The following is a 24314-nucleotide window of genomic DNA, read 5'->3' as shown; positions in this document are numbered from 1 at the left end:
CATGCGGACATGCGTTATAATGATTAACGCTCCGCTGTTTAAGAGTGGAATTTTGTGGCGGCATAGCTCAGTTGGCTAGAGCATTCGGTTCATACCCGAAGCGTCGTTGGTTCGAATCCAATTGCCGCTACCATTTTATGGCCCGTTGGTCAAGTGGTTAAGACACCGCCCTTTCACGGCGGTAACACGCGTTCAAATCGCGTACGGGTCACCAAATTGTGGACGCATAGCTCAGCTGGTTAGAGCGCTCGCCTCACACGCGAGAGGTCGCAGGTTCGAGTCCCGCTGTGTCCACCAAAAATAGAGGCACCCGCATGGGTGCCTCTATTTTTGATTTATGCAATGGATGGATTCGAACCTCGGCGCAGCCCTGAGGGTGACGATGAAGATTTCCCCGTGCGATGAGCTTGTCCTTTTTTCCTCTTTTGGCATAGACGTGGCCGCCGTAGGCGAGTAAGGCGCTTTGCGCCCGCGGCCCGGAACCGCATGAACCGAGTGTGCCTTTTTGCAGCGCTCCTTTTTTTGCTTTCCACAGCAATCATTTTTATGTTATACTTGGATATGGATAGCGATGGGCTAGGGAACAATGTCTTCCTAAATATAAGGATAGGGCAATTTTTAAAATGGTGGTGTATGCAATGGACAAGCTGACGGGGCGGGTGCCGGTAATCTGTTTTTCACTTTTGCTGCTTGTTGCGACTCCTTTCATTGCATCCAAGTGTTTTGGCTATCAGTTTGTTGTGGATCATGAAATGATGTGGTTTGTCCTGTCTGTGTTCATCGAAGCGGTACTTACGGCGGTCTGTGTGGCTGGAAGAAAAGTTTCCACAAAAGCGGCGAATATTGTTTCTCAGTTTTTGCCGCCCGCTTCACTGCTATATATTTGTATGATTGGATTAGTCGTCCGAGGGGGAAATGTTTTTCTTCTTACTTTGCACGCCTTAAGCTGCTTTGCGTCCTGTTTTGTCATATCTGTTTTATGTAAAAACAAATCGGTTTTCAGTACGGTATGCGTCGTGATGAATAGTTTTCTTCTGTTCCTTCTCCTGGCGGCATCCTTCTTTGCAATGACATTTGGACAGCTTGTACAGAAAACCGTTGTCAATCGGGTAACGTCTCCGGACCGATCCTATACAGCGGTTGTGATCGATTCCGACCAAGGCGCGTTAGGCGGAAATACGCTGGTGGATGTTGAAAATAATGCTTCGGAGAGGAATGCGGGACTTGGAAGGTTTGTAAAAATAACCAGAGTTTACACCGGAAAATGGGGAGAATTCAACACGATGAACATCGAATGGCAGGACGGTATCACCCTTCTTATTAATGGAATTCCATATAAGGTGGATTGATTGTCCACAGCCAAGGTTTCCCTCGGCCGGGCCGGAGGTTTCAGAAAGATAAAAATGAAGCGTCAGGAGGATTGCGATGGCGTTGGTCAGGTTTGTCCGTGAGACGGATGCGGAAAAGATTTTGGATATTTATCGTCCTTATATTATGGAAACGGCAATCACGTTCGAGGAAGAAACGCCTTCCCCGGAGGAATTCCGGGATAGGATTCTGACGATATCAGAAGAGTATCCCTACTTGGTTTGTGAGTCAGATGGAGCCGTCGCAGCTTACGCTTACGCAAGCCGGTATCAGAAGCGGGCATCCTATCGCTGGAACGCGGAGCTTTCCGTATATGTGGAACGTTCCGCCCTGAGGCGCGGATACGGAAAAACCCTGTACGGGGCATTGCTCGAAATGCTGCGTTTGCAGGGAGTTCAGAATGTTTACGCGATTATTACGGTGCCGAACCGGAACAGTGAAAAGATGCACGAGTCCTTGGGCTTCCGAAGGCTGGGCGAATATCGCCGCACGGGATTCAAGCGCGGCGGGTGGCACGATGTGGCGCTGTTTGAGAAGAGTATTGGCAGTCATGGGTCGGACCCGGCGCCGATGACGCCGATCCGCGCCATCGACCGCAGTGTGCTGAATGAGGTCCTGTCCCGATACAGCCGTATTCTGGAAACAAGGTCATAAAATTATACATTATATATGGTATATATAAACTGAATAGTACGGTAAGTATTTAACTTGAAAAAGGGAATGCAGCGAATCAGCAATAAGTTCTTCAAAAAGCAGAACGAATTGTATAATACAAGATTAAATTAACGGAATGTATAGATTGTTCGGCGCAAATATCAGCCGGCACGGCGAACTGCCGCGCCGGCTGACGCATAAAATTGAATGCCGGGTCATTCAACTGCAGAACCGGTGGTCGCCGATTACCACCAGGACGGGCCTTGACAAAATCCACTTGCTGGTTGCTTTTGCGGGATTGTAATAATAGATCGCGCCGCCGGAAGGATCCCAGCCGTTGATGGCGTCCCGCGCCGCCTTGTAAGCCGAGCTGGAAACCGCCGCGTTGATTCCGCCGTCGTTCAGGCAGGAAAAAGCCCCTGGCTGATAAATTACGCCGGCGAGCGTATTCGGAAAGGAGGGGTGCTGGATCCGGTTGAGGATCACCGCGCCGACCGCAACCTGACCCTCGTACGGTTCGCCGCGGGATTCTGCGGATATTACCCGGGCAAGCAGATTGACATCATTGCTGCTGTATCCTCCCGATCCCCCGCCGGAAGTGCCGGACGGAAGACCGATCGCGCTCAGCGTTGCGGGACCGGCGACGCCATCTGCGGTCAGTCCGTTTTTACGCTGAAAGTAGATCACTGCGTTTTTGGTCTGTGTTCCGTAAACGCCGTCGACCGCGCCGCTGTAGTATCCCCAGTTTTTCAGTCTTGTCTGAATCTGCCTTACCTCGGTCCCGGTGGAACCGACTTTGGAAAGGGTCTGGATGGAACTGCCCATGTGAGTTACCACGGCGATCAATAGAATATTGACTAAAACGATAACGAATACCTTCCATAAATAGATCACTTTACCATTCAAGAGAATACCACCTCTTATCACAGATTTTTCCCTCAAACCTCCGATTTATCCCTGACGTAAATCCATTGCTGATGGTTCCAGATTTTTCCATTTGGTCGAAGGAACCGAAAACAACAAAAAAAATGAAAAAAAGGGTTGACAAGAGGAGGTTGTTTTGGTATTATAGTGAAGCGCCTTGCGAAAGGGGCGCTGCGGAAAGAGGGTCCGAAAGGGCCGGGAAGCCGCATGGGACCTTGAAAATTAAACAACGAGAGACAGAAGAAGGAACCCGTAAAGGACGAGAGTGAAAAGTACTTTCGGACAAAAAGAGACGGAAAACTCTTTCAAAAAAAATCACAAGCGATACGTTAGTGTATCGGACTTTAAGAGCCGAAGACGCTCTAAAAGAGATATAAACGCCGGAAGGCGAATATATACCAAATTTTAGAGAGTTTGATCCTGGCTCAGGACGAACGCTGGCGGCGTGCCTAACACATGCAAGTCGAACGGAACCATTTTTGAGCTTGCTTAGAGATGGTTTAGTGGCGGACGGGTGAGTAACGCGTGAGGAACCTGCCTTTCAGAGGGGGATAACGTCTGGAAACGGACGCTAATACCGCATGATATTCCGGAGTCACATGGCACTGGAATCAAAGGAGCAATCCGCTGAGAGATGGACTCGCGTCCGATTAGCCAGTTGGCGGGGCAACGGCCCACCAAAGCGACGATCGGTAGCCGGGCTGAGAGGCTGAACGGCCACATTGGGACTGAGACACGGCCCAGACTCCTACGGGAGGCAGCAGTGGGGGATATTGCACAATGGAGGAAACTCTGATGCAGCAACGCCGCGTGAGGGAAGAAGGTTTTCGGATTGTAAACCTCTGTCCTCAGGGACGATAATGACGGTACCTGAGGAGGAAGCTCCGGCTAACTACGTGCCAGCAGCCGCGGTAATACGTAGGGAGCAAGCGTTGTCCGGATTTACTGGGTGTAAAGGGTGCGTAGGCGGCACTGCAAGTCAGGTGTGAAAACCATGGGCTTAACTCATGGATTGCACTTGAAACTGTGGTGCTTGAGTGAAGTAGAGGCAGGCGGAATTCCCGGTGTAGCGGTGAAATGCGTAGAGATCGGGAGGAACACCAGTGGCGAAGGCGGCCTGCTGGGCTTTAACTGACGCTGAGGCACGAAAGCATGGGTAGCAAACAGGATTAGATACCCTGGTAGTCCATGCCGTAAACGATGATTACTAGGTGTGGGGGGTCTGACCCCTTCCGTGCCGGAGTTAACACAATAAGTAATCCACCTGGGGAGTACGACCGCAAGGTTGAAACTCAAAGGAATTGACGGGGGCCCGCACAAGCAGTGGAGTATGTGGTTTAATTCGAAGCAACGCGAAGAACCTTACCAGGTCTTGACATCCAACTAACGAAGCAGAGATGCATTAGGTGCCCTTCGGGGAAAGTTGAGACAGGTGGTGCATGGTTGTCGTCAGCTCGTGTCGTGAGATGTTGGGTTAAGTCCCGCAACGAGCGCAACCCTTGTGATTAGTTGCTACGCAAGAGCACTCTAATCAGACTGCCGTTGACAAAACGGAGGAAGGTGGGGACGACGTCAAATCATCATGCCCCTTATGACCTGGGCTACACACGTACTACAATGGCCGTTAACAACGGGAAGCGAAGCCGCGAGGTGGAGCAAAACCCCAAAAACGGTCTCAGTTCGGATCGCAGGCTGCAACCCGCCTGCGTGAAGCTGGAATTGCTAGTAATCGCGGATCATCATGCCGCGGTGAATACGTTCCCGGGCCTTGTACACACCGCCCGTCACACCATGGGAGCCGGTAATACCCGAAGTCGGTAGCCTAACCGCAAGGAAGGCGCCGCCGAAGGTAGGATTGGCGACTGGGGTGAAGTCGTAACAAGGTAGCCGTATCGGAAGGTGCGGCTGGATCACCTCCTTTCTATGGAGACATGAGTCATGAACAATGGCTCAGACATCCTAGGTCGGTTACGGAAGACGACTTCTGAACAATCGTTGTTTAATTTTGAAGGCCCCAAGCTGAGCTTGGAGGCACGGCCCGCCGGTGAGAACCGGCAGGAAAGTGCCTTTAAGTGGCGGGACAGTCTGAAAAGGCTCCCGGAATCAGTGTAGGGAACTTCAGTGAGAGAGAACTGAGAAGAACCAGACAGTTGAATCACTTCCATATGGGGGTATAGCTCAGCTGGGAGAGCGCCTGCTTTGCAAGCAGGAGGTCAACGGTTCGATCCCGTTTATCTCCACCACGGACAGACGTCCGTTTCGTCGCGCACAGAACGGGCTGGAAACAGCCGGCAGAGTGCCCGCGCAACAGAAGGAAGTCCGAAAAGTGAACAGGGTGAAGGGTAAGAACCTGAAACCGGCGTTGGAAATGCGAAGGATTGGGGATCAAACCTCTAGCCAGAGCGTCCGACAACAAAATATGGGCTTATAGCTCAGCCGGTTAGAGCGCACGCCTGATAAGCGTGAGGTCGGTGGTTCGAGTCCACTTAAGCCCACCAGCGCACGACAGTGCGCTCGGGATTAATCCATACGAGAACCACATAAGCCATTCAGGCAGAGTGTGACTCGAGGATTAAGCCCACCAGCAGACTGAGTCTGCATGCACGGCCCGCCGTGAAGAAAAGAGCGGGAGACAAACTGAATCGGGCGGGACAGTCGGAAGACGCTCCCAAAAGGTTCACAATTACATATGGTATTTTGAATCCGCGACCGTGAGTCAGGGAAACCGACGGGCGAGAGCGCGACGAGAGACACTGTGTGTCAATACATATGATGTTCCGGTTCATGAAAGTGAAAAGGAATGTTGTGTGTAATCTGCAGGCTGGTAAAGGCCGCGGCAGGTAAGGTTCTTTGAACTGAAAGCTGACCCGCGACGTGCGTCAACCTCAGGTTGTACCTTGAAAACTGAATAAAGCGAGAAGCAGATAAAGCGAGAAAAGTTGTTATTCTAAAAGATTAATCTGATAGAAAAACTACAATTTTGAAGAACCAAAAAATCACATGGTCAAGCTACAAAGAGCGCAAGGGGAATGCCTTGGCACTGGGAGCCGAAGAAGGACGCGGCAAACTGCGAAAAGCTATGGGGAGTCGTAAGCAGGCTTTGATCCATAGGTGTCCGAATGGAGCAATCCGGCCGGAGTTATGTCCGGTCACCGTAAAGTGAATTCATAGCTTTACGGGGGGAACCGCCTGAACTGAAACATCTAAGTAGGGCGAGGAAGAGAAATCAATTGAGATTCCGCAAGTAGTGGCGAGCGAACGCGGAAGAGGCCAAACCGGAGGCAGCAATGCCTTCGGGGTGTGGACAGCCAAAGAGTCTGCGATCCCGAGCAGAACGGCATGGAAAGGCCGACGAGACAGTGTGAAAGTCACGTATGCGAAGGGAAAGCGGAGCGGGCTGTATCCCGAGTACTGCCGGACACGAGAAATCCGGTGGGAACGTGGGGGGACCACCCTCCAAGCCTAAATACTACCCAGTGACCGATAGTGAAGAGTACTGTGAAGGAAAGGTGAAAAGGACCCCGGAAGGGGAGTGAAAAAGAACCTGAAACCTTGTGCTTACAAGCACCGAGAGCCCGTCAACGGGTGATCGGGTACCTTTTGTAGAATGGTCCGGCGAGTGAATGTAACTGGCAAGGTTAAGTCCTTAAGGGACGGAGCCGCAGGGAAACCAAGTCTGAACAGGGCGCATGAAGTCAGTTGTATTCGACCCGAAACCGGGTGACCTACCCATGTCCAGGTTGAAGTGGGGGTAAAACCCCATGGAGGACCGAACCGACTCCCGTTGAAATGGTAGCGGATGAGGTGTGGGTAGCGGAGAAATTCCAATCGAACCCGGAGATAGCTGGTTCTCTCCGAAATAGCTTTAGGGCTAGCCTCGTATCAGATTACCGGAGGTAAAGCACTGAATGGTCTAGGGGCCGAAAGGCTACCGAAGCCTATCAAACTCAGAATGCCGGATAATCGATATACGGGAGTCAGACGGTGTGAGATAAGTTTCATCGTCAAAAGGGAAACAGCCCAGACCCACAGCTAAGGTCCCCAAACACGGTTAAGTGGCAAAGGATGTGGGGTTGCACAGACAACCAGGATGTTGGCTCAGAAGCAGCCATTCATTAAAAGAGTGCGTAATAGCTCACTGGTCGAGTGACCCTGCGCCGAAAATTCAACGGGGCTAAAATCGTGTACCGAAGCTTGGGATGCTCAGTCATTCTCCATAACCTCAATTAGCGAAAGTGAAGAAGGAATCTGGCGGCGCGCAGCGACGCGAAATTACTTAAAAGCTGAAAAGGATTGAGAGCGTGGAGAATGGCTGAGCATGGTAGGAGAGCGTTGAATGAGAGTTGAAGTCGGAGCGGAAGCGCCGGTGGATTTCATTCAAGAGAGAATGCCGGAATGAGTAGCGAGAAATATGTGAGAATCATATTGGCCGAAAGTCTAAGGTTTCTGGAGGAAGGTTCGTCCGCTCCAGGTGAGCCGGGAGCTAAGGTGAGGCCGAAAGGCGTAGCCGATGCACATACGGTTGACATTCCGTAGCCGCAGAAGGATTTAAGTAAGATGACACCTGCAAAGGGCATGACCCGGGCGTTGGTTGACCCGGGCGCAAGGGACCGAAATTTAGTAGGGAAGCATGCTTAGAGCAGGGCGAGAAAAGTCTTATGGGATATCCGATGCGCCCGTACCGCAAACCGACACAGGTAGACAGGAAGAAGATTCCAAGGCCAACGGGAGAAGGGTAGTTAAGGAACTCGGCAAATTGACCCCGTAACTTAGGGATAAGGGGTGCCTCAGAGATGAGGCCGCAGAGAATAGGCCCAGGCGACTGTTTAGCAAAAACACAGGTCTCTGCCAAATCGAAAGATGACGTATAGGGGCTGACACCTGCCCGGTGCTGGAAGGTTAAGAGGAGATGTGCAAGCATTGAATTGAAGCCCCAGTAAACGGCGGCCGTAACTATAACGGTCCTAAGGTAGCGAAATTCCTTGTCGGGTAAGTTCCGACCCGCACGAAAGGTGTAACGATCTGGGCACTGTCTCAATTACCCGCCCGGCGAAATTGTAGTACCGGTGAAGATGCCGGTTACCCGCGACAAGACGGAAAGACCCCATGGAGCTTTACTGCAGTTTAATATTGGGTTTCGGTAATTTATGTACAGGATAGGTGGGAGACTTTGAAACTCTGGCGCCAGCTGGAGCGGAGTCGTCCTTGGGATACCACCCTTAAGTTGCTGAAATTCTAACCTGCGGCCGTGAATCCGGCCGGGGGACATTGTTAGACGGGCAGTTTGACTGGGGCGGTCGCCTCCAAAAGCGTAACGGAGGCGCTCAAAGGTTGGCTCGGCACGGACGGAAACCGTGCGGGAGAGTGTAAACGCATAAGCCAGCCTGACTGCGAGGATGACGGTCCGAGCAGAAACGAAAGTTGGAGTTAGTGATCCGGCGGTATGAGAGTGGAATTGCCGTCGCTCAACGGATAAAAGCTACCCTGGGGATAACAGGCTGATCTCCCCCAAGAGTCCACATCGACGGGGAGGTTTGGCACCTCGATGTCGGCTCATCACATCCTGGGGCTGTATTCGGTCCCAAGGGTTCGGCTGTTCGCCGATTAAAGTGGTACGCGAGCTGGGTTCAGAACGTCGTGAGACAGTTCGGTCCCTATCTGTCGTGGGCGCAGGATATTTGAGGAGAGCTGTCCTTAGTACGAGAGGACCGGGATGGACGCACCTCTGGCGCACCAGTTGTCACGCCAGTGGCACAGCTGGGCAACTATGTGCGGATCGGATAAACGCTGAAAGCATCTAAGCGTGAAGCCGGCTCCAAGATGAGATATCCCACAGCATAAGCTGGTAAGGCCCCTTGTAGACTACAAGGTTGATAGGCTGCGTGTGTAAGCACGGTAACGTGTTCAGCTTGGCAGTACTAATAGGCCGAGGGCTTGACCATATTTTTGGTTTGCCCGTTCAAGTTCGCTTTTCCCTTCTCAGTCTTTATTCAGTTTTCAGGGTATGAGTTCTTTGAGTTCATATTCGGTGTTCGGAAATGGAAGACCCGCTCTCACAGCGGGTCTTTTTCTTTATTTCTGCCATCGGGTTTTCCGATGGCTTTTTTGATATTGCCGGACCTTTGATCTTTCGTAATGACCAGGCGTTTGATTTTTGTCAGTTCAGATTTAAAATACGAAATGCAGGGAATTGCATTGTATTAAATTACAGAAAGAATTTATACGCTGCCGCTTTGATCTTATCCCATCCGGAAGAAGATGGCCCGGAGGAGAACAAGGAATGGGTGGAGTCGGTGCGGAACGGCTGTGGAAAGCTTACTGTCTCAGCAGGCTGCTGATTAAAGAAATTTTTCTTAAAGGGATACGAATTTCAGCGGAAGCGTTGGCGCGTTTCCGCTTTTTGATTGATTGCTGCTTTTTTCCGTCATTTTTTCCATGTATAAAATTACGTTTGAAAATAAATTTGAAATCATGTATGATGAAGGTATTCTAATGATTTCGGATTTGACATGATATCGAGGTTGCTGTATTATTGTATTAGTATAATATGGTTGGAGGTTTTCTCATGGCTGTTTCCGCCGGGTTTGGTTTTATCGCGCTTTCACTGATGCTGCTTCTGGCTCTTCTGTATTTGACGGAGCATGTTCTGTTCGCGCTCGCCGCCTATCACGACGCACAGGCGCAGGGGAACCCGGACGCTTTGATCTGGGGCCTTGCCATTGGATTTCTCGGCCTGATTCCGGGGATCGTCTATCTGTGTGTCCGCGGCTCTGGCCGCCGCATGGTCCGCTGTGCCAACTGCGGGTATCCGCACGATGTTTCCGATTTCTGCTGCCCGAAATGCGGGGAGAAAAACCCGGCCGCAGCACAGGCGAATCCTTACGAGCAAGCGCTCGCGTCCAGGGCGAAAAAAGAAATGATCGGCGGCATCGCGGTGATCGCCGCAGGAATTCTGCTGACGATCCTGGTCATGATGTTTTTCAGTTTTTCCATATCGATGGGACACAGATTGTTTTTCTAAGCGATGAAACGGATAACGAAAAAAGAATGATTTAGGAGAAAAGTATGTTAGAGATACAACACCTGACGAAACGCTACCGCAAACTGCTGGCAAACGACGATGTGACCTTCCGGGTAGAAGACGGAGAGGTTGCCGTTCTGGCCGGCCCGAATGGCGCGGGGAAATCCACCGCAATTAAAAGCATTGCGGGGTTATTGCGGTTTGAGGGAACCGTGCTGGTGTGCGGGCACCCGAACAAAAGCGTGGAGGCAAAGCGGTGCTTTGGCTATATCCCGGAGATCCCGGCGCCGATGGAGTCGCTGACGGTGCTGGAACATCTGGAATTCATCGCGCGCGCCTACCGCGTGGGGGACTGGGAACGGAAAGCCGATGCTCTTCTGGAACGATTGGAACTGGATGACAAGAGAAGCAAACTGGGCGGCGAGCTTTCAAAAGGGATGCAGCAGAAGTTGAGCATCTGCTGCGCACTGCTGCCGGAGCCGAGAGTTATCCTGTTGGATGAACCGCTGGTCGGCCTTGATCCGCACGCCATCAAGGAATTGCGCGACGTCATCGGCGAACTGCGCGCCCGCGGCTGCTCCGTCCTGATCAGCACCCATATGCTGGATACGGTCCGGCAGGTTTGGGACCGGGCGCTGATCATGATGAGCGGAAAAATCGCGGCGGAACGCACGCGCCCTGAAATGGAGGGAAACGGCGAGAGCCTGGAGCAGCTTTTCTTCTCGATCACGGAAGGGAGGGAAGAGAACCTTGGGGACGATTCTGTACATAGCGCGTAAACAGATCAAGAACGAGGCGATACGGCTGATTCGGAAGCCCGCGCGGCTGATCGCGGTTCTGGCCTCCGTCGCCCTGATCGTCTGGATGCTTCTGAGCACGCCGGTGCAGGAAAAGGGGCGGATGGATCCTGCTATTCTGCAGAGCGGTTTTTTGGTCTGGCTGTTGGTGCTGGGAACGATCACCGCGCTGTCCGCGCTGGAATCCGGCTCTTCGCTGTTCCGGCTGCCGGACGTCAACCTGCTGTTTGTTTCGCCGGTTTCGCCGAAGACGATCCTGGCCTACGGATTGATCCGCCAGACCGGCAAGACTTTTGCCGGCTTTGCCTTTTTGCTGTTCTACAGCGGAATGCTGATGAACGCTTTCAAAATTACCGCCGCGGATGTTGTTGTGCTGATCGTGGGTACGGCGCTGTTTCTGGTTGTTGTCCAGGTACTGGCACTGTGCCTGTACTGCATCGCGAACCGCGGACCCGCTCAGCGCGCATCCGTCAAAGCCGGAATTCTGGCGGTTCCTCTCCTGATCGCACTTTTTGTGCTGTATCAGACAAGGGAGAATCCAACCCTGACGGTGCTTTATCAAACGGCCGCGTCCCCGCTTCTGGACGCCTTCCCCGTCGTAGGGTGGGTCCGAGGCGCCGTGTTCGCGCTGATTGCCGGAAACGGCGGAAGAGCAGGGCTTTATCTTGCCCTGACCGCCGGATTCCTTGCACTGACGATTTTGCTGCTTCTCAAGATCGATGCGGATTACTATGAAGACGTTCTCAGCAATGCGGAAAAAAGCTTTGAGCTGCGTCAGTCCGCAAAGGGGAAACGTCCTGTGAAAACCCGTGCAAAGGAGAGAATCGGGAAGACCGGGATTGGCGCGGGATGGGGCGCCAGCGTGTTTTTTTACAAACATCTGCGGGAAGACCGCCGCGGCGGCCGGTTTGCACCGGTCAGCGGATCCGCGCTGATCCTTTTGCTGATTAACCTGGCGACGGCCGGTGTGATGGCGCTGATCGGAAGATCAAATGCAGCCCCCGCGACGGCGGACGCGATGCTCCTCGCCGGATGCGGGTTCAGCGTTTACGTCCTATTTTTCCAAAGCGCCGCCGGGGACTGGTCCGGCGAGCTGGGGAAACCGTACCTTTACATGGTGCCGGAGGATCCGTTCCGGAAGCTGTTCTGGGCCGGTCTGTCGACGGTGATCCGTCCCGCGGCGGACGGGCTGGCCGTTTTTGCCGTTCTCTGTGCGGCCCTTCGCGCCAACCCTTTCACGGGGCTGGCCTGCATCCTCGCGTATGCCTCGTTTGGGTTCCTGTTTACTGCGGGGAGCGTGTTGGGACGGCGCGTGCTGGGAAGTGCGCCGAACAGGGGCCCGGTCATGATGCTTTACATGCTTCTGCTGATCCTTATCCTTCTGCCGGGAGCCGCCGGGACGCTGATAGCGGCGGTTTCAATGAAGGCCTCGTTTGAAGGCGCGGCTCCGCTGCTGGCCGCCTTGCCGCTTGTTCTGTGGAATACCCTGGTGTCGTTTTTGATCTTTTATTTCTGCCGTAACATTCTGTCCTCCTGCGAAAATTAATGCGAAAATGAATAAGGAATGGGGAAACGGGGCAAGCTTCTTTTATTCTTCTTTTTTGAAGCAAAATTAAAAAAACTTGAAAAAAGTAAAGAATATACTTGCATTCTGTCGGAAACCGTGGTATTATAATCAAGTCGCTAAAACACGAAACAAGTTGGTACCGATTGCGATGAGGGTACACCCGTTCCCATTCCGAACACGGAAGTTAAGCTCATCTGCGCCGAAGATACTTGGCTGGTAACGGCCCGGGACAATAGGTGGCGCCGACACAGAAAGCAGTCATCCAATAGGGTGGCTGTTTTTTTTATTGTTTTCTATGTCCCATAAACGCAGCAAAAGACAGAAAAATGCGGCCTAGCCGTGTTGCGATAAGATCACGGTATTTCTCCCTCGGCGGCGCGCGGGCCGGGGGCGAACATTAAATATGATGCGGGACGCCTCGAAAAGAGGGATCCTGCTTTTTATTTTGACGCTTGCGGCATGAGGGATATCCGTTTATTGCGGAAGAGGGGTCTGCCGAAAAACGGAAGACTTCCCGGGAAAACGGCCCTATTGTAAACCGAATAATAATTTATGGTTGACAATAGGAAGAAGAGTTCTTATACTTATAGAAAAGGAGAGATCTGGTATGAAGGGAAAAAAGACATTCGAACTGCTGGCCTGTGCGATGTTCGCCGCGCTGACCGCCGTTCTTTCGCAGTTTTCCATTCCGATCGGCCCGGTGCCGATCAATCTTGCGACGTTTTCCGTGTTTCTGGCGGGCGGGATTCTCGGCGCGCGCGGCGGACTGGTCAGCCAGATGATTTACATTCTTTTGGGCGCCGCGGGGCTGCCTGTTTTTGCCGGATTCAGCGGCGGGATCGGAATCATCGCCGGTCCGACGGGCGGCTATATTGTGGGCTACGCCGCAGCCGCGTGGTTGATCGGCTTGATGACGGGCCTGACAGGGCGCAGGCCGTTTTCGCTTGCGGTATCCATGGCGGTGGGAATGGCGGTCTGCTATTTTCTTGGCACCGCCTGGTTTATGATCGTCACGAAACGGGCCCTCTGGGAATCCCTGACGCTCTGCGTGTTTCCATTCCTCGTCGGGGATGCTCTGAAGATCGCGGTCGCAGTTGTGGTTTCCGTCCGGCTCAGCGCTGTTTACGGACGCCTGAGCCACAGCGCCGGCGCGGCATGAACAGATTTTTTCTCCCTCTGCGGCCGCATCACGCCCTCTGCCTGCGTTTTTTTATCGGCAGAGGGTATGGCGATGATTTTGTGGCGGGAATGGCCGGAATTCAAAGGTATCTGCGGAAAAACCCGGACCAGCGGGTCATTTTGACCAGCGGGACGGATCGGATCTGTGCGCGCTGTCCAAACAACCGGAGTGGCGTCTGCGCGACTTCGGAAAAATCTGCCCGCTACGACCGGAAATGCCTTGCGGCCTGCGGGCTGGGCGTCGGGCAGGTTCTCCCATGGCGGGAACTGGAGCAAATAACAAACCCGATTGTCATCTCCCGCCCGGCCCGCGCCGCGGTTTGCTCCGACTGCCGCTGGGATTCCCTCTGCCGCGAACAGCAGGAGAAGTTCCTTCTCTGATTTGGTCGTTTCACCAAACGGAAAACACCGCCGTCAGTTCCGGCGGTGTTTTCTCATTTCAAGCGAAAAGGATATCTTGCACAGGCCGTCACAAAATATCGTTGATCGTATCTTGTCAAGAACAAGATGTTGATAACTGTGTTGAAAGTGTTTAAAACATTTTGAAATTAACAATCGGTATATAATTTGAACGGACGCGTTCTCCTCACAGCCTGACACTCAAGAGCGCAAAGGCGGCCGATTGTAAACTAATATTAAAGAGAAGGTTTACAATCGGCCGCCTGAAAATCACCTTTTTAACGTGAAATGAAATCGTAGAAAACGCAAGAGATAGGGCAGAATAAAGAGATACTAGGAGTTTTGGCTGAATAAATTAAAATTTCGGACTTTTTATCTTGACACGGGACCGGGCTTGTGGTAAGATCGAAGATGCAATTTTCCGCGTTGGTTTCGCGCGGTTTCAGAGGACCCCGCGGTTCAGCGGGAGCAAAAGGATGCCGAACAAATTTCAGGAGGTAACAACCATGTCCACCTATATGCCGAAAACCGGCAGCATCGAGCGCAAATGGTATGTCATCGACGCAGCCGGAAAGCCGCTTGGGCGCGTCGCCGCACAGGCAGCTGTTCTGCTTCGCGGCAAGCATAAAACGATTTTCGCGCCGCATGTCGACTGCGGAGACCATGTCATCATCGTCAATTGCCGCGAGGCGGTCCTGACCGGCAAAAAACTGGAGAAGAAGATCTATTATCAGCCTTCTTTGTATGTCGGGCACATGAAGAAGGTAGGGTATTCGACCCTGATGGAAGAAAAGCCCTGCAAGGCAATGGAACTTGCCGTCAAGGGTATGATTCCGGACAACGCTCTGGGACGCGCCGCTATGGCAAGGCTCCGCCTTTTCGACGGTGCCCAGCATCGCCACGCCGCCCAGAAGCCGCAGGCCTGGGAACTGTAAGGGGAGGATCACACAATGTACGAAAAAGCACCTTATTTTTACGGAACCGGAAGAAGAAAAAGCAGCGTCGCGCGTGTCAGGGTTTATCAGGGGACAGGTAAAATCACGATCAACGATCGCGATATCGACGATTATTTCGGCCTGGAGACGCTCAAGCTGATTGTCCGCCAGCCTCTTGTCCTGACCAAGACCGATGAGAAGTTCGACGTGGTCTGCCGTGTGGCGGGCGGCGGCGTGACCGGGCAGGCCGGCGCAGTCCGCCACGGCGTGGCGAGGGCCCTGCTGCAGTATGACTCCGAAAATCTGCGCCCTATTTTGAAAAAGGCGGGTTTGCTGACCCGTGACCCCAGAATGAAGGAACGCAAAAAGTATGGACTCAAAGCGGCCCGCCGCGCTCCCCAGTTCTCCAAGAGATAATTTCAGCATTCAAAAGCCCTTGCAAACGCTGCGTTTGCAAGGGCTTTTTTCCATTTTTGCCGCAAATCTGCCGTAAAACGGCTTTATATAAGGAAGGAAAAGTTTACATGCGGTTTATGGTAAGGAACCGACAGCCCGTCTTTAAAACCAATTCACGGATATGCAGGTACGGCCGCCGGGGCCTTTGCAAAAAGCAAGACCGAGCTTTGAGAAGATCGGTTGATGGATATCGCCATGCCGATTTCCCTGCCCCGGCCAATCGCCCTGAACAATTCAAGTGATTCCGGCGGGAGACGCCTTGCAGGTCCCCAAGAAGAAGTCCTAAATTCAATTTCATATAAGAAGGAAGTAATGCAGCTTCTCGGAACCTGGGTTTCAGGATCAATTTCAGATGGCGGATGCCGGGATCCGAACGGGGCACAGCTGCAAAAAATGAATGGAACAAACAGCGGAAACATGACAAAAATCAACAAATTGCCGGATTTTTTCAGACCTTGAAAAAACTCAGACGCCGCGCGCCTTTCCGGAGATTTATGTACGGGATGTGAACGGAAAGGGAAGGATTTGATGCTTTCTAAGCACAAAAAACAGCGCTGTAATAGTTGTAACAGCTTTGTAACCAATCATTTTCTTGCATGTTGCACAGAAATCATCCCCTTACGGGACGGGACACCACTGCTTTTCGGGTCGAAATTGGAATTAAAAGAGAACGCGGATTGTTGATAATGCACAAATTCAGGAACGCGTACGATTTGACATATGGGCAATCGGTGAATATAATATCACGCATTGATGTAATTGCTCAGCACTGACGGCCGGCAAGTGGGGAAAGCAACGCAAAAAACCCCCGCTGGCTGACGGAAAAGGGTGAATTTATGCGTAAGAACTTCGAGCCTGTTCTCCATTTTTTCCGCAGGCTTGCAAAAGCGATGAGATCCGCGTGCCATTTCGGGCTGCTCCGGCGTGCCGGAACCTCTGTGGCAAAGACGAAAACGCGGTTCTGCCGTTTTTTCATGGGACTTTGGAAAAGCTGGAATACGGCGCGGAAAGCGGGTCTGGTTCAACAACTGACCTCATCTGTGCGCAGAAGAAAAGAAATCGCGCTTTTATTGATCCGCAGCCGGATAGAGGACGAAGGTTCGGCAATGCGGTCTGCGCTGCTCAAACAGGGAGCGGCGCTTGCGCTGATGATTCTGGTTACGGTCGGTTCGGTGGGAACGGTCATGGCGGCCACGCATGTGGCGACCGTTACATGCGACGGGACGGTCGGCCAGGTTGAAATGACCTCGCCGGAAACGGACCAGATTCTTCTGAAAGCGGGAGTCAAGACGGGACCGAATGATCTGATTTCCCGCAGCGACGACCCGGATCACGCCGGCGACGTTATCATCTCGGTGAAAACCGCGCGGAAAGTGACCGTCGAGGCGGACGGAACAAGCAAAACGGTGACCGCGCACTACGGCGACACAGTGGGCAGCGTGCTCGGTCAGGCCGGTGTCAGCCTGGATGCCGACGATCTGGTGACGCCGGCGGAAAGCGAAACGGTGGAGGCCGGGACGAAAATCCAGGTGACGCGGATGATCCAGATTACGGTGGCCGCGGACGGGTGCAAGGTCGCCGCCACGGTAAAGGAAGGCAGCGTTTCGGACGCGGTCCGGCAGGCCGGCGTGCAGCTCGGCTCCGACGACACGCTGAGTATCGCTCCAGACAAAACGGTCAACCCGGGGATGGAGATCAGCATTGCGCGCGTCGCTTACAAAGAAGTGACCGAGACGCGCGCGATCCCCTACAAGACCGTCACCCAAAAGGACTCCTCCCTCGCCGCGGGAAAGACGGAGGTCAAGACGGCGGGGCAAAACGGAACGGAAAAAGTCGTCGTGCGCCAGAAGCTGGTCGACGGCAAGGTGGCCGAGACGCAGGACGTCAGCTCTTCCGTTGTGACGAAGCCGGTCGATCAGGTCACGCTGTACGGAACAAAGAAGCGCAGCGCAGTGGCTTCGGTCGGCTCCGACGGCACGCTGACCGACCAGAACGGCAAGACGGTGCGGTATAAAAAAGTGCTGACCGGCCGGTGCTCCTGCTATACCGGCGGCGGTTGGACATCCACCGGCGCGAAGGCCGCGTTTGGGCGTGTGGCCGTGAATCCGAAGGTGATCCCTTACGGCACAAGGCTGTATATCTGTTCTCCGGACGGAAAACTGGTTTACGGCTACGCGGTTGCCGCGGACACGGGCGGCGCCGCGATGCGCGGCGTCATCATCGCCGATCTGTACTATGATTCCTATTCCCAGTGCATGAAAATCGGGACCAGGACCATGAACGTTTATGTTCTGTGATTGTTATGGAAACGAAAGGGCGGGAGCCGCGGGGCCCCCGCCCTTTTTGCGCCGGAACAGTGTTGACACCGGGGCCGGTCCGGGTTATAGTGATAGAAAAACACGGGAGCGGGGGACTGTATCATGGGATATTTTTACGCGGCGCTGTGGGTGCTGGTCGGCATCCTTTTGATTTTCCGCATGGGAAGCGAGAATCGGGTGTTTTACCCCATCGGCGGATTTTTTCTGATCCTCGGGGCATGGTGGGCGGCGGGGGCCTATACCGGGCTGAACCTGTTCACCGGGGCCTGGGGCTGGGCGCTGCGCGCGGTGACCGCGGCCGTGCTGGTTCTGGCCTGTGTGGAATTCGCGAGGGAGATCAAAAAGACCCGCGGAGAAAAATAAGAGGAATCACACAAAGGAGGCCCCTTTTTTACTGCCAAATCCGGAGTCGCAGCATACAATAAGAGTGCGGGGCCAATATATTGAAACCGCTTGATCATAGATTGTCTGCCGGAGCCTGGCTCCGGCAGACACCTGTGACAAGCGCGGCGGATTCAGTTGAAAAAAGCGGAGAAGTAGGGTACAATAAAAGCAAACGGGGGGATATGGAATGCTGATTGCACCTTCCATGCTGGCGTCGGATTTTTCCAAGCTGAGCGATGAAATCATACGGATGGATATTTCCGGGGCCGACTGGATTCACCTTGACGTGATGGACGGGCACTTTGTGCCGAACCTGACCTTTGGCCCGCCGGTGATCGCCGCGATGCGGCAGTACACGGACAAGCCGTTCGACGTGCATCTGATGATCGACGAGCCGCTGCGCTATGCGCCGGCCTTTTTAGAGTGCGGAGCGGATATCGTTTCATTTCACGCGGAGTCTTTTTCAGACCCCGGCAAAACCATCGAGGTTATCCGGGAGGCCGGCGCGAAACCCGCCATGGCGGTCAAGCCGGGAACGCCGGCGGAGGAGGTCTTTCCCTACCTCGACCGGCTGTACATGGTGCTGGTCATGACGGTGGAGCCAGGCTTCGGCGGGCAGAAGTTCATGCCGGATATGATGGAAAAAGTCCGGCGGCTCAAAGAGAAAAAGCCGGATCTTACGGTCCAGATCGACGGAGGCGTCAACGCGGAAACAATCGCCCTGGCGGCACGGGCGGGCGTGGACGTCTGCGTTGCGGGGACCGGCGTCTTTAAAGCGCCGGATTCCGCGGCGGCGATCCGCAATCTGAAAGCGGCGGCCGAGGCGGCCCTGAAATAACGGAGGTACGGTGCAATGCCGCGCGGAGTCAAACTGGATCTGGCGAAGGAACCTTCGCTCAAAGAACAAATCATCACGATCCCCGCCCCTAAAAAGCTGCCGGCGCCGAAGATGTTCGCTCCGCTGCGGAAAAAGGCGGGCGCGGCGAAAATCATCGGGGCGGCTGAGATGGCCGGAATCGTGGACGAGCTCGACGGGGAGCCGCTGGGGAAGAAGCTGGCGCGCTTTGCGGCGGCGGACGCGCCGGTGCTGGTCGCCGCTTGCTTCGACGAAGACCCGATGACCTCCGCCGGTCAGGCGGTGTTCCGTGAAAATCCGGCTCAGGTTTTGGCCGGACTGAATCTGGCGGCGCTGGCGTGCGGAGCGGTTTCCAAAAAAATCGCGGCCGCGTCCCGCGAAGAGATCCGCCGCGCGCAGAAAGCCTGTACGGCCGTGGAGTTCCTGACCGCGGGGGACCGCTACCCGGCGGCGGCGCTTCTGCGCAGGAAGTTTTCCGGGAAAGGGAAAGCGGCCTGCCTGGTCGGCGCGCAGGCCTGCCTGGCGCTAGCGGCCGCCGCTTCCCGCGGGCTGGCGCAGAGCGAGACGGTGGTGACCGTGGCCGGGGACGGCGCCGCCCGCTGGGTGAACTGCCGGGTCCGCATCGGCACGCCGCTGCGGGACGTGCTGGCGGCCGGGAATCCGCTTCCCGAAACGGCGGCGGTGGTGGTCGGCTCCTCGGTCAACGGAAGAAGCGTCACCGATCTCTCCGAACCGGTGACGACGGCGACCCGCTGCATCCTCGCGATGAAACGCCTGCCCCGGCGCGCGGCGCTGCCCTGTGTCGGCTGCGGACGGTGCGAACGCGCCTGCCCGCGCGGCATCATCCCGTGGATGATCCTGCAGCAGCTGGAATCCGGCTCGCCGGACCCGTTCCGGCTGTTTAACGTGGAACGCTGCATCCGGTGCGGGGCGTGCAGCGTCGTCTGCCCGTCGGAAATCGATCTGGCGGCCGCAGTGGGGCGCGCGATCAAAATCAAGGAAGGCAGGGGAGATCCATGATGCTGAAAAATGCCGGCTCTCCCTATATAAAAGGCGAATTCACGGTCTTTTCCATGATGCGCAGCGTGCTGCTCGCCCTTTTGGCCCTGCTGATCATTCCCGTCATCCGTTATGGGCCACGCCCCCTGGTTGCCGCGGGAGCTTCCATGCTGACCGCTGTCTTCTGCCATATTTTGTTCTGCCTGATCCGCGGGAAAAGCATCTCCGTAACGGAGATTTCCGTCCTGGTGACGGGGCTGATGATCCCGATGCTCCTGCCGCTGAACGCGCCGCTCTGGCTTCCCTGCGCCGCGTCCGCCTTCGCCGTCCTTGTGGTCAGGGAGCCGTTCGGCGGCTTTGGGCGCAACCCGTTCAATCCCGCCGCCGCCGGCGTGGCGTTTGCCGCCCTCTGCTGGCCGCAGACGGTCTTTTCCTATTTCGACCCGTCCGCTCCCGCCTTGTTCCCGCCGTTCGGGGCCGGCTCGTTCGGCACGGCTTTGTCACCGGCGGCGGTGCTGAAACAGGGGTTCAAGCCGGACATTCTCCCGTTCAACATGCTGTGGGGGAATTTCCCCGGGCCGCTCGGCGCGACGGGGGTCCTGATCATCGGAGCCTGCGGGATCCTGCTTTTTCTCACCAGGGCGGCGAAACCGGAGGCCGCCGTCTGCTTTCTCGGCGCGGCCGCTCTGGCCGCGGCGCTGTTTCCGCGCATCCTGTGCAGCCCGCTGACTTCCGTCAAATACGAGCTTCTTTCTGGCTCTCTTTTTTTCTGTTCCGTGTTCATGGTGACCGATCCGGTCACGTCGCCGCGCACGTTTCCCGGGCGGTGCCTTTACGGCGCCTTTGCGGGAGCGGTGACCATGGCGTTCCGCTGGTTCGGCGTCTATGAGCAGGGGGCGTGCTTCGCGCTGCTGATGGCCGATGCGGTCGCGCCGCTGATGGATTCCGCCGTGTTCCGCCTGCGCGGCTGGGAGGGGAAACCACATGAAGGATAAAAGGCTTTTGCCGCACGGCGCTGGCCCGATCTTTTTTAACGGGCTGCTGTTCCGCAATCCCGTCCTGATCGGGGCGCTCGGCATGTATCCGATCGCCGCAGCCGCATGGAACGTGAAGAACGCGGCGGCGCTTTCCGTTTTGTTTCTGGCGCTGTCCCTTCCGTCGTCGCTCCTGCTCTGCCTGACGGGGATGCTGGTCCCGCGCTGGTTCCGGCCCGGCCTGGTCCTGCTGGTCTCCGCCGCGCTCTATGTTCCGGCGGGGTTCCTGACGGACCTGCTGCTGTCCGGCTCCGTCTCGAATCTCGGGATGGCGGCCGGGCTGATGATCTGCAATTCCGTCGTCTTTTCCCGCGCGGAGGAATATGCGCCGGAGCACGTGGCGCTGGCGGTCGCGGCGGATTCGCTGGGCTGCTCCGCCGGATTTGCGGTGACGGCGTTTCTGATCGCTGTGCTGCGCGGAGCCTGGATGGGAGGAGCCGGCCTTCCCGGCGGAACGGGTTTTGCGGTCGGCCGCGCGGCGGACCTGCCGTTTGCCGGATTTCTGCTGCTCGGCTTCCTGGCGGCGCTGATCCAGTGGATCAACCGCCTGAGGTCCCGCAGGAGCGCGGAGCGGATGAAAAGGAGGATGCCGTGATGTTTTTGAAGCTGGTTCTGGCCGCCCTTCTGGCGGTCGGCGCGGAAAATCTTCTTTTTGTGGGCGGCTCCGGGTTCAGCCGGGCGCTGCGCGCCGCGCAGCGCCCGGCCTCCATCGGGATCTACTCACTGCTCATCACCTGGTTTACCCTGCTTTCCGCCTTTGCGGGAGTCTGGCTGAATTCGTTCCTGCCGGCGTACGGAACGAAAGCGATCCTGCGGTCCTCCTGTTTCGCCGCGGCGGCCGCGGCCGCGTATCTTCTGACCTCCCTTCTGATGCGCGCCGTCCTTCCCGCCCGCGCCATGAAAAAGATCGGGCCGCTTCTGGCCCCGTCCGCGATGAACACCATTGTGCTGGCCATGCCCTACGCGCAGCGCGGCTTTTCGCTTGACCCGGTCCAGGCCGCCGGGTACGCGGTCGGGACCGGGGCCGCGTTTTATCTGGCGTCGGCGGTCCTGACCCACGCGGAGGCGAAGTGCCGCAACCCGGACATGCCGGAGGCGTTCAGCGGCCTGCCCGCTTCGATTTTATATGTCGGCATCCTGTCGATGGCGTTCGCCGGGTTTGCCGGGGGAAGGGTGTTTTAAATGGAGAAAAGCGATACCCTGGTCCGGTTTTATGAAAATGTCGATCCGTCCCTGCTGAAATACGCGGTGATCGTCGCCCGCTGCCGCGGCAAATGGGTGCTTTGCCGGCACCGGGACCGGAAGACCTGGGAAGTGCCGGGCGGGCACCGGGAGCCGGGGGAGGAGATCGGGCACGCCGCCCGGAGGGAGCTGTTCGAGGAGACCGGGGCCCTCCGGTACGCGCTCACCCGGGTCTGCGTGTATTCCGTAACGGGCGCGGTCAACGGCGGGAAAGAACTGTTCGGGATGCTTTATTTTGCGGAGATCGGGGAGTTCGGCCCGCTTCCGAAGTTTGAGATGGCGGAAATTGCTTTGAGGGACGATTTTCCCGATCCGGACAGCCTGACTTATCCGGAGATCCAGCCGGAGCTGTTCCGGCGGGCGCAAAAACTGATAGAAGAAAAATAAAATGGAGCTCCCGGCGGAAATTTTGCCCAATTGCGGCGTAAAGTGCTATAATGGTAATAAATTCAAAGATGGGGGTTTTCATACGAAGATCAGAAACGGAGTGATTGCCGTGGCGCTGGCCGCTTTCCTTCTCCTGTCTGGGTGCGGGGGGAAAACCGCGCGGGCGGGAAACGGAAGTTCTTCCAGCCGGGAAGGCTCAAGCCAAAGCGCAGGTTCCGCGGTCAGTCGGGAGACAGCGGTTCAGAGCGGCGCGCCAGATTCCTCTCAAGGCGCCGTTTCGCAGAGCGCGGCCTCGGTCGCCGCTTCGACGGCTCCGAGCGTGGAATCGAAGAACTACGACACCGGGTACGAAATCAGCACGGACGGCGTCTGGGAAGCCTACGACAGCAACAAGGACGAATACAAGCTGCACGTCAGGAAAAAAGACGGGACAGGGGACAAAGTCATCGTCGACGACATCGTCCTGTGCCCGTGCATCGCGGGGGACTGGGTCTATTACATCAGCCCTCTGGTTGAAATCGATAAAATCAGGCTGGACGGAACCGGTAAAACAAAAGTCTGCAGCATGGATGCGTTTCATGGCGTGTGCGGGAGCACGGCCGTGACCGCGTCGTACAAGGACGGGGCGATCCTGTACCGGACGCAGCAGATGCGCAGCGTGGGGGACAGCAGCTCCTACCCGGCCTATTATTTCAGCCTGGACACGGAAACCGGAACCGTGACGGAAGTCAAAAACTGAAAAAAGCCGCAAAAAGAGGAGGAGCCCGGTGGGGTTCCTCCTCTTTTTATACTGCCGGCGCCGAAGCGCGGCGGCTGAAAGTTCCATTTTCCATATTTTGCCGGAATTTGCCGGTTTTCCCTTGACTTCAAACGGGAAAGTGGTATCATGAACTTGTGAGGCACAAAAAGTGCAATGCGGAGACAGGTGTTGGCGCACCGGCCTCCTGCATACGGAGAACCACCCTCCATACACAACTGAATCATCAGCGCATTGCGGTTCCTATTATACCGCCTGTCCGTCCGTTTGTACAGGGGGTATCGGTTGGATTTGCGTGTGTTTTGTTGGCGTTGTATATGGATTGATTTCCGTGTACGGCGTTTTTTTGCGCCTTGCGGCAGCCGGAGCCCGGCGGGGCGGGAGCACAGCCTGCACCACTGTCCTCCTTCCGCCCGCCGGGCCCGGATGTTTTTTGTTGTGAAAAGGGGTATCAAAAAAGGCGCGCCGCCCGGCGCGCCTTTTCCTCTTGCGGGAAAACCTCAATATTTGATCTCTTTGACGAAATTGTCGATTTCGTCCTTTTTGCCGACCGTGCCCTTGCAGTTAAGAAGGGTATCGCCCATCCGGACCAGGGTATAATAGATCTCGCCGTTCTGCGCGGTGTATTTGTTGTAGGAGTCCGAATCGACCGTGCTTGTCCCGCCCGTCGCCTTCAGGCTTTCTTTCAGCGAAGCGTACTGTTCCTGCGCCGCGGAAGCGTCTGAAAACGTGGTAAAAGTAATCTGCGTGTCAGAATCGCTTTTGGCGGCGGTCAGCGTTTTTGCGTCCGAACCGGAGGAGGAAGAGTCCTGCGACACCTTGTACCCCAGAGCCTCGGCTTTTTTTTGAAAATCATCGCTTGAAATCGGGGTGCGTGCGGAGCACGCGGAAAGGACCAGAAGACACGCGGCAAGCGCGGCGGTAAGGAATCCGGCAGTTTTTTTCACGGTGAACCCTCCATCATGGAATGCCATACGGCTTTTCTTTTAAAATATTTTTAAAATATAAATTATTATAAACCGCTTTCGGCCGGTTTA

General features: G+C 55.4%; 22 protein-coding genes, 5 tRNA genes and 3 rRNA genes. 28 read left to right on the top strand and 2 right to left on the bottom strand.

The window, feature by feature from the left end:
• The first annotated feature begins 56 nt into the window (after nt 1-56).
• From VA597_RS17630 to VA597_RS17610, 5 genes are all read left to right on the top strand, one after another.
• Nucleotides 57-133 (top strand) — tRNA-Met (locus VA597_RS17630).
• Nucleotides 134-139: 6 nt separating this feature from the next.
• A tRNA-Glu gene (locus tag VA597_RS17625) sits at nt 140-214 on the top strand.
• Nucleotides 215-220: 6 nt separating this feature from the next.
• Nucleotides 221-297 (top strand) — tRNA-Val (locus VA597_RS17620).
• Between the two features lie 341 nt (nt 298-638).
• Complete coding sequence (locus VA597_RS17615) at nt 639-1349, top strand: hypothetical protein (protein ID WP_128744167.1); 711 nt, start codon at nt 639-641, stop codon at nt 1347-1349.
• A 76-nt stretch (nt 1350-1425) separates the two neighbouring features.
• Entirely contained in the window at nt 1426-2022 is a 597-nt protein-coding gene (locus VA597_RS17610; protein WP_205703181.1) for a GNAT family N-acetyltransferase, read from the top strand.
• 219 nt (nt 2023-2241) lie between these two features.
• On the opposite strand, the gene sleB is transcribed toward VA597_RS17610, so the two are convergent.
• Nucleotides 2242-2928 carry a spore cortex-lytic enzyme gene (sleB, locus tag VA597_RS17605; RefSeq protein ID WP_243112561.1) on the bottom strand — a complete coding sequence of 229 codons (687 nt, stop codon included), beginning with the start codon at nt 2926-2928 and terminating at the stop codon, nt 2242-2244.
• A gap of 420 nt (nt 2929-3348) precedes the next feature.
• On the opposite strand from sleB, the gene VA597_RS17600 reads away from it, so the two are divergent.
• From VA597_RS17600 to VA597_RS17490, 23 genes are all read left to right on the top strand, one after another.
• Nucleotides 3349-4867: ribosomal RNA gene (locus tag VA597_RS17600) — 16S ribosomal RNA — on the top strand.
• A gap of 246 nt (nt 4868-5113) precedes the next feature.
• Nucleotides 5114-5189: transfer RNA gene (locus tag VA597_RS17595), tRNA-Ala, on the top strand.
• A gap of 178 nt (nt 5190-5367) precedes the next feature.
• Nucleotides 5368-5444: transfer RNA gene (locus VA597_RS17590), tRNA-Ile, on the top strand.
• 504 nt (nt 5445-5948) lie between these two features.
• Nucleotides 5949-8888 (top strand): 23S ribosomal RNA (locus tag VA597_RS17585).
• Together the 16S and 23S rRNA genes with 2 tRNA genes alongside form the textbook arrangement of a ribosomal RNA operon.
• A 96-nt stretch (nt 8889-8984) precedes the next feature.
• On the top strand, nt 8985-9284 hold the full coding sequence (locus VA597_RS17580; protein ID WP_128744165.1) for a hypothetical protein: 300 nt from the start codon (nt 8985-8987) through the stop codon (nt 9282-9284).
• Between the two features lie 227 nt (nt 9285-9511).
• Entirely contained in the window at nt 9512-9967 is a 456-nt protein-coding gene (locus VA597_RS17575) for a hypothetical protein (protein ID WP_128744164.1), read from the top strand.
• 44 nt (nt 9968-10011) lie between these two features.
• Nucleotides 10012-10746 carry an ABC transporter ATP-binding protein gene (locus tag VA597_RS17570; RefSeq protein ID WP_128744163.1) on the top strand — a complete coding sequence of 245 codons (735 nt, stop codon included), beginning with the start codon at nt 10012-10014 and terminating at the stop codon, nt 10744-10746.
• Nucleotides 10718-12310 (top strand): putative ABC exporter domain-containing protein, encoded by a 1593-nt coding sequence (locus tag VA597_RS17565; protein ID WP_164919120.1) that lies wholly within the window; start codon nt 10718-10720, stop codon nt 12308-12310. The genes VA597_RS17570 and VA597_RS17565 overlap by 29 nt, the downstream gene beginning before the upstream one ends.
• 153 nt (nt 12311-12463) lie before the next feature.
• Nucleotides 12464-12579, top strand: a 5S ribosomal RNA gene (rrf, locus tag VA597_RS17560).
• A 359-nt stretch (nt 12580-12938) separates the two neighbouring features.
• Nucleotides 12939-13490 (top strand): biotin transporter BioY, encoded by a 552-nt coding sequence (locus VA597_RS17555; protein ID WP_326974917.1) that lies wholly within the window; start codon nt 12939-12941, stop codon nt 13488-13490.
• Nucleotides 13487-13891, top strand: a complete 405-nt coding sequence (locus VA597_RS17550) for a DUF1284 domain-containing protein (RefSeq protein WP_128744160.1) — start codon at nt 13487-13489, stop codon at nt 13889-13891. The genes VA597_RS17555 and VA597_RS17550 overlap by 4 nt, the downstream gene beginning before the upstream one ends.
• A 524-nt stretch (nt 13892-14415) precedes the next feature.
• Complete coding sequence (gene rplM / locus VA597_RS17545) at nt 14416-14844, top strand: 50S ribosomal protein L13 (protein ID WP_128744382.1); 429 nt, start codon at nt 14416-14418, stop codon at nt 14842-14844.
• Between the two features lie 15 nt (nt 14845-14859).
• Complete coding sequence (rpsI, locus tag VA597_RS17540) at nt 14860-15261, top strand: 30S ribosomal protein S9 (protein ID WP_128744159.1); 402 nt, start codon at nt 14860-14862, stop codon at nt 15259-15261.
• Nucleotides 15262-15483: 222 nt separating this feature from the next.
• Nucleotides 15484-15759 carry a hypothetical protein gene (locus VA597_RS17535; protein WP_128744158.1) on the top strand — a complete coding sequence of 92 codons (276 nt, stop codon included), beginning with the start codon at nt 15484-15486 and terminating at the stop codon, nt 15757-15759.
• A gap of 377 nt (nt 15760-16136) precedes the next feature.
• A complete protein-coding gene (locus tag VA597_RS17530; RefSeq protein WP_326974916.1) occupies nt 16137-17597 on the top strand; it encodes a G5 domain-containing protein in 1461 nt (486 codons plus the stop codon).
• A gap of 123 nt (nt 17598-17720) precedes the next feature.
• Entirely contained in the window at nt 17721-17981 is a 261-nt protein-coding gene (locus VA597_RS17525) for a hypothetical protein (protein ID WP_128744156.1), read from the top strand.
• Nucleotides 17982-18189: 208 nt separating this feature from the next.
• Nucleotides 18190-18840, top strand: a complete 651-nt coding sequence (rpe, locus tag VA597_RS17520; protein ID WP_128744155.1) for a ribulose-phosphate 3-epimerase — start codon at nt 18190-18192, stop codon at nt 18838-18840.
• 15 nt (nt 18841-18855) lie between these two features.
• A complete protein-coding gene (locus VA597_RS17515) occupies nt 18856-19878 on the top strand; it encodes a 4Fe-4S binding protein (protein ID WP_128744154.1) in 1023 nt (340 codons plus the stop codon).
• On the top strand, nt 19875-20852 hold the full coding sequence (locus VA597_RS17510; protein ID WP_326974915.1) for an RnfABCDGE type electron transport complex subunit D: 978 nt from the start codon (nt 19875-19877) through the stop codon (nt 20850-20852). The genes VA597_RS17515 and VA597_RS17510 overlap by 4 nt, the downstream gene beginning before the upstream one ends.
• Nucleotides 20842-21486: an Rnf-Nqr domain containing protein gene (locus tag VA597_RS17505; RefSeq protein ID WP_326974914.1), complete on the top strand. Its 645-nt coding sequence runs from the start codon at nt 20842-20844 to the stop codon at nt 21484-21486. Before VA597_RS17510 ends, VA597_RS17505 begins: the two co-directional genes overlap by 11 nt.
• Nucleotides 21486-22073, top strand: a complete 588-nt coding sequence (locus tag VA597_RS17500) for an Rnf-Nqr domain containing protein (RefSeq protein ID WP_128744151.1) — start codon at nt 21486-21488, stop codon at nt 22071-22073. Before VA597_RS17505 ends, VA597_RS17500 begins: the two co-directional genes overlap by 1 nt.
• Nucleotides 22074-22520 (top strand): NUDIX hydrolase, encoded by a 447-nt coding sequence (locus VA597_RS17495; protein WP_128744150.1) that lies wholly within the window; start codon nt 22074-22076, stop codon nt 22518-22520.
• A gap of 1 nt (nt 22521) precedes the next feature.
• A complete protein-coding gene (locus tag VA597_RS17490) occupies nt 22522-23259 on the top strand; it encodes a hypothetical protein (RefSeq protein WP_326974913.1) in 738 nt (245 codons plus the stop codon).
• Nucleotides 23260-23777: 518 nt separating this feature from the next.
• On the opposite strand, the gene VA597_RS17485 is transcribed toward VA597_RS17490, so the two are convergent.
• On the bottom strand, nt 23778-24224 hold the full coding sequence (locus tag VA597_RS17485; protein ID WP_326974912.1) for a hypothetical protein: 447 nt from the start codon (nt 24222-24224) through the stop codon (nt 23778-23780).
• Between the last annotated feature and the right edge of the window lie 90 nt (nt 24225-24314).

It is taken from the genome of Caproicibacter sp. BJN0012 (assembly GCF_035986805.1).
GTDB lineage: Bacteria > Bacillota > Clostridia > Oscillospirales > Acutalibacteraceae > Caproicibacter.
The sequence above is the reverse complement of the archived record's forward strand: the minus strand, read 5'-3'. Positions and strand labels throughout refer to the sequence as shown.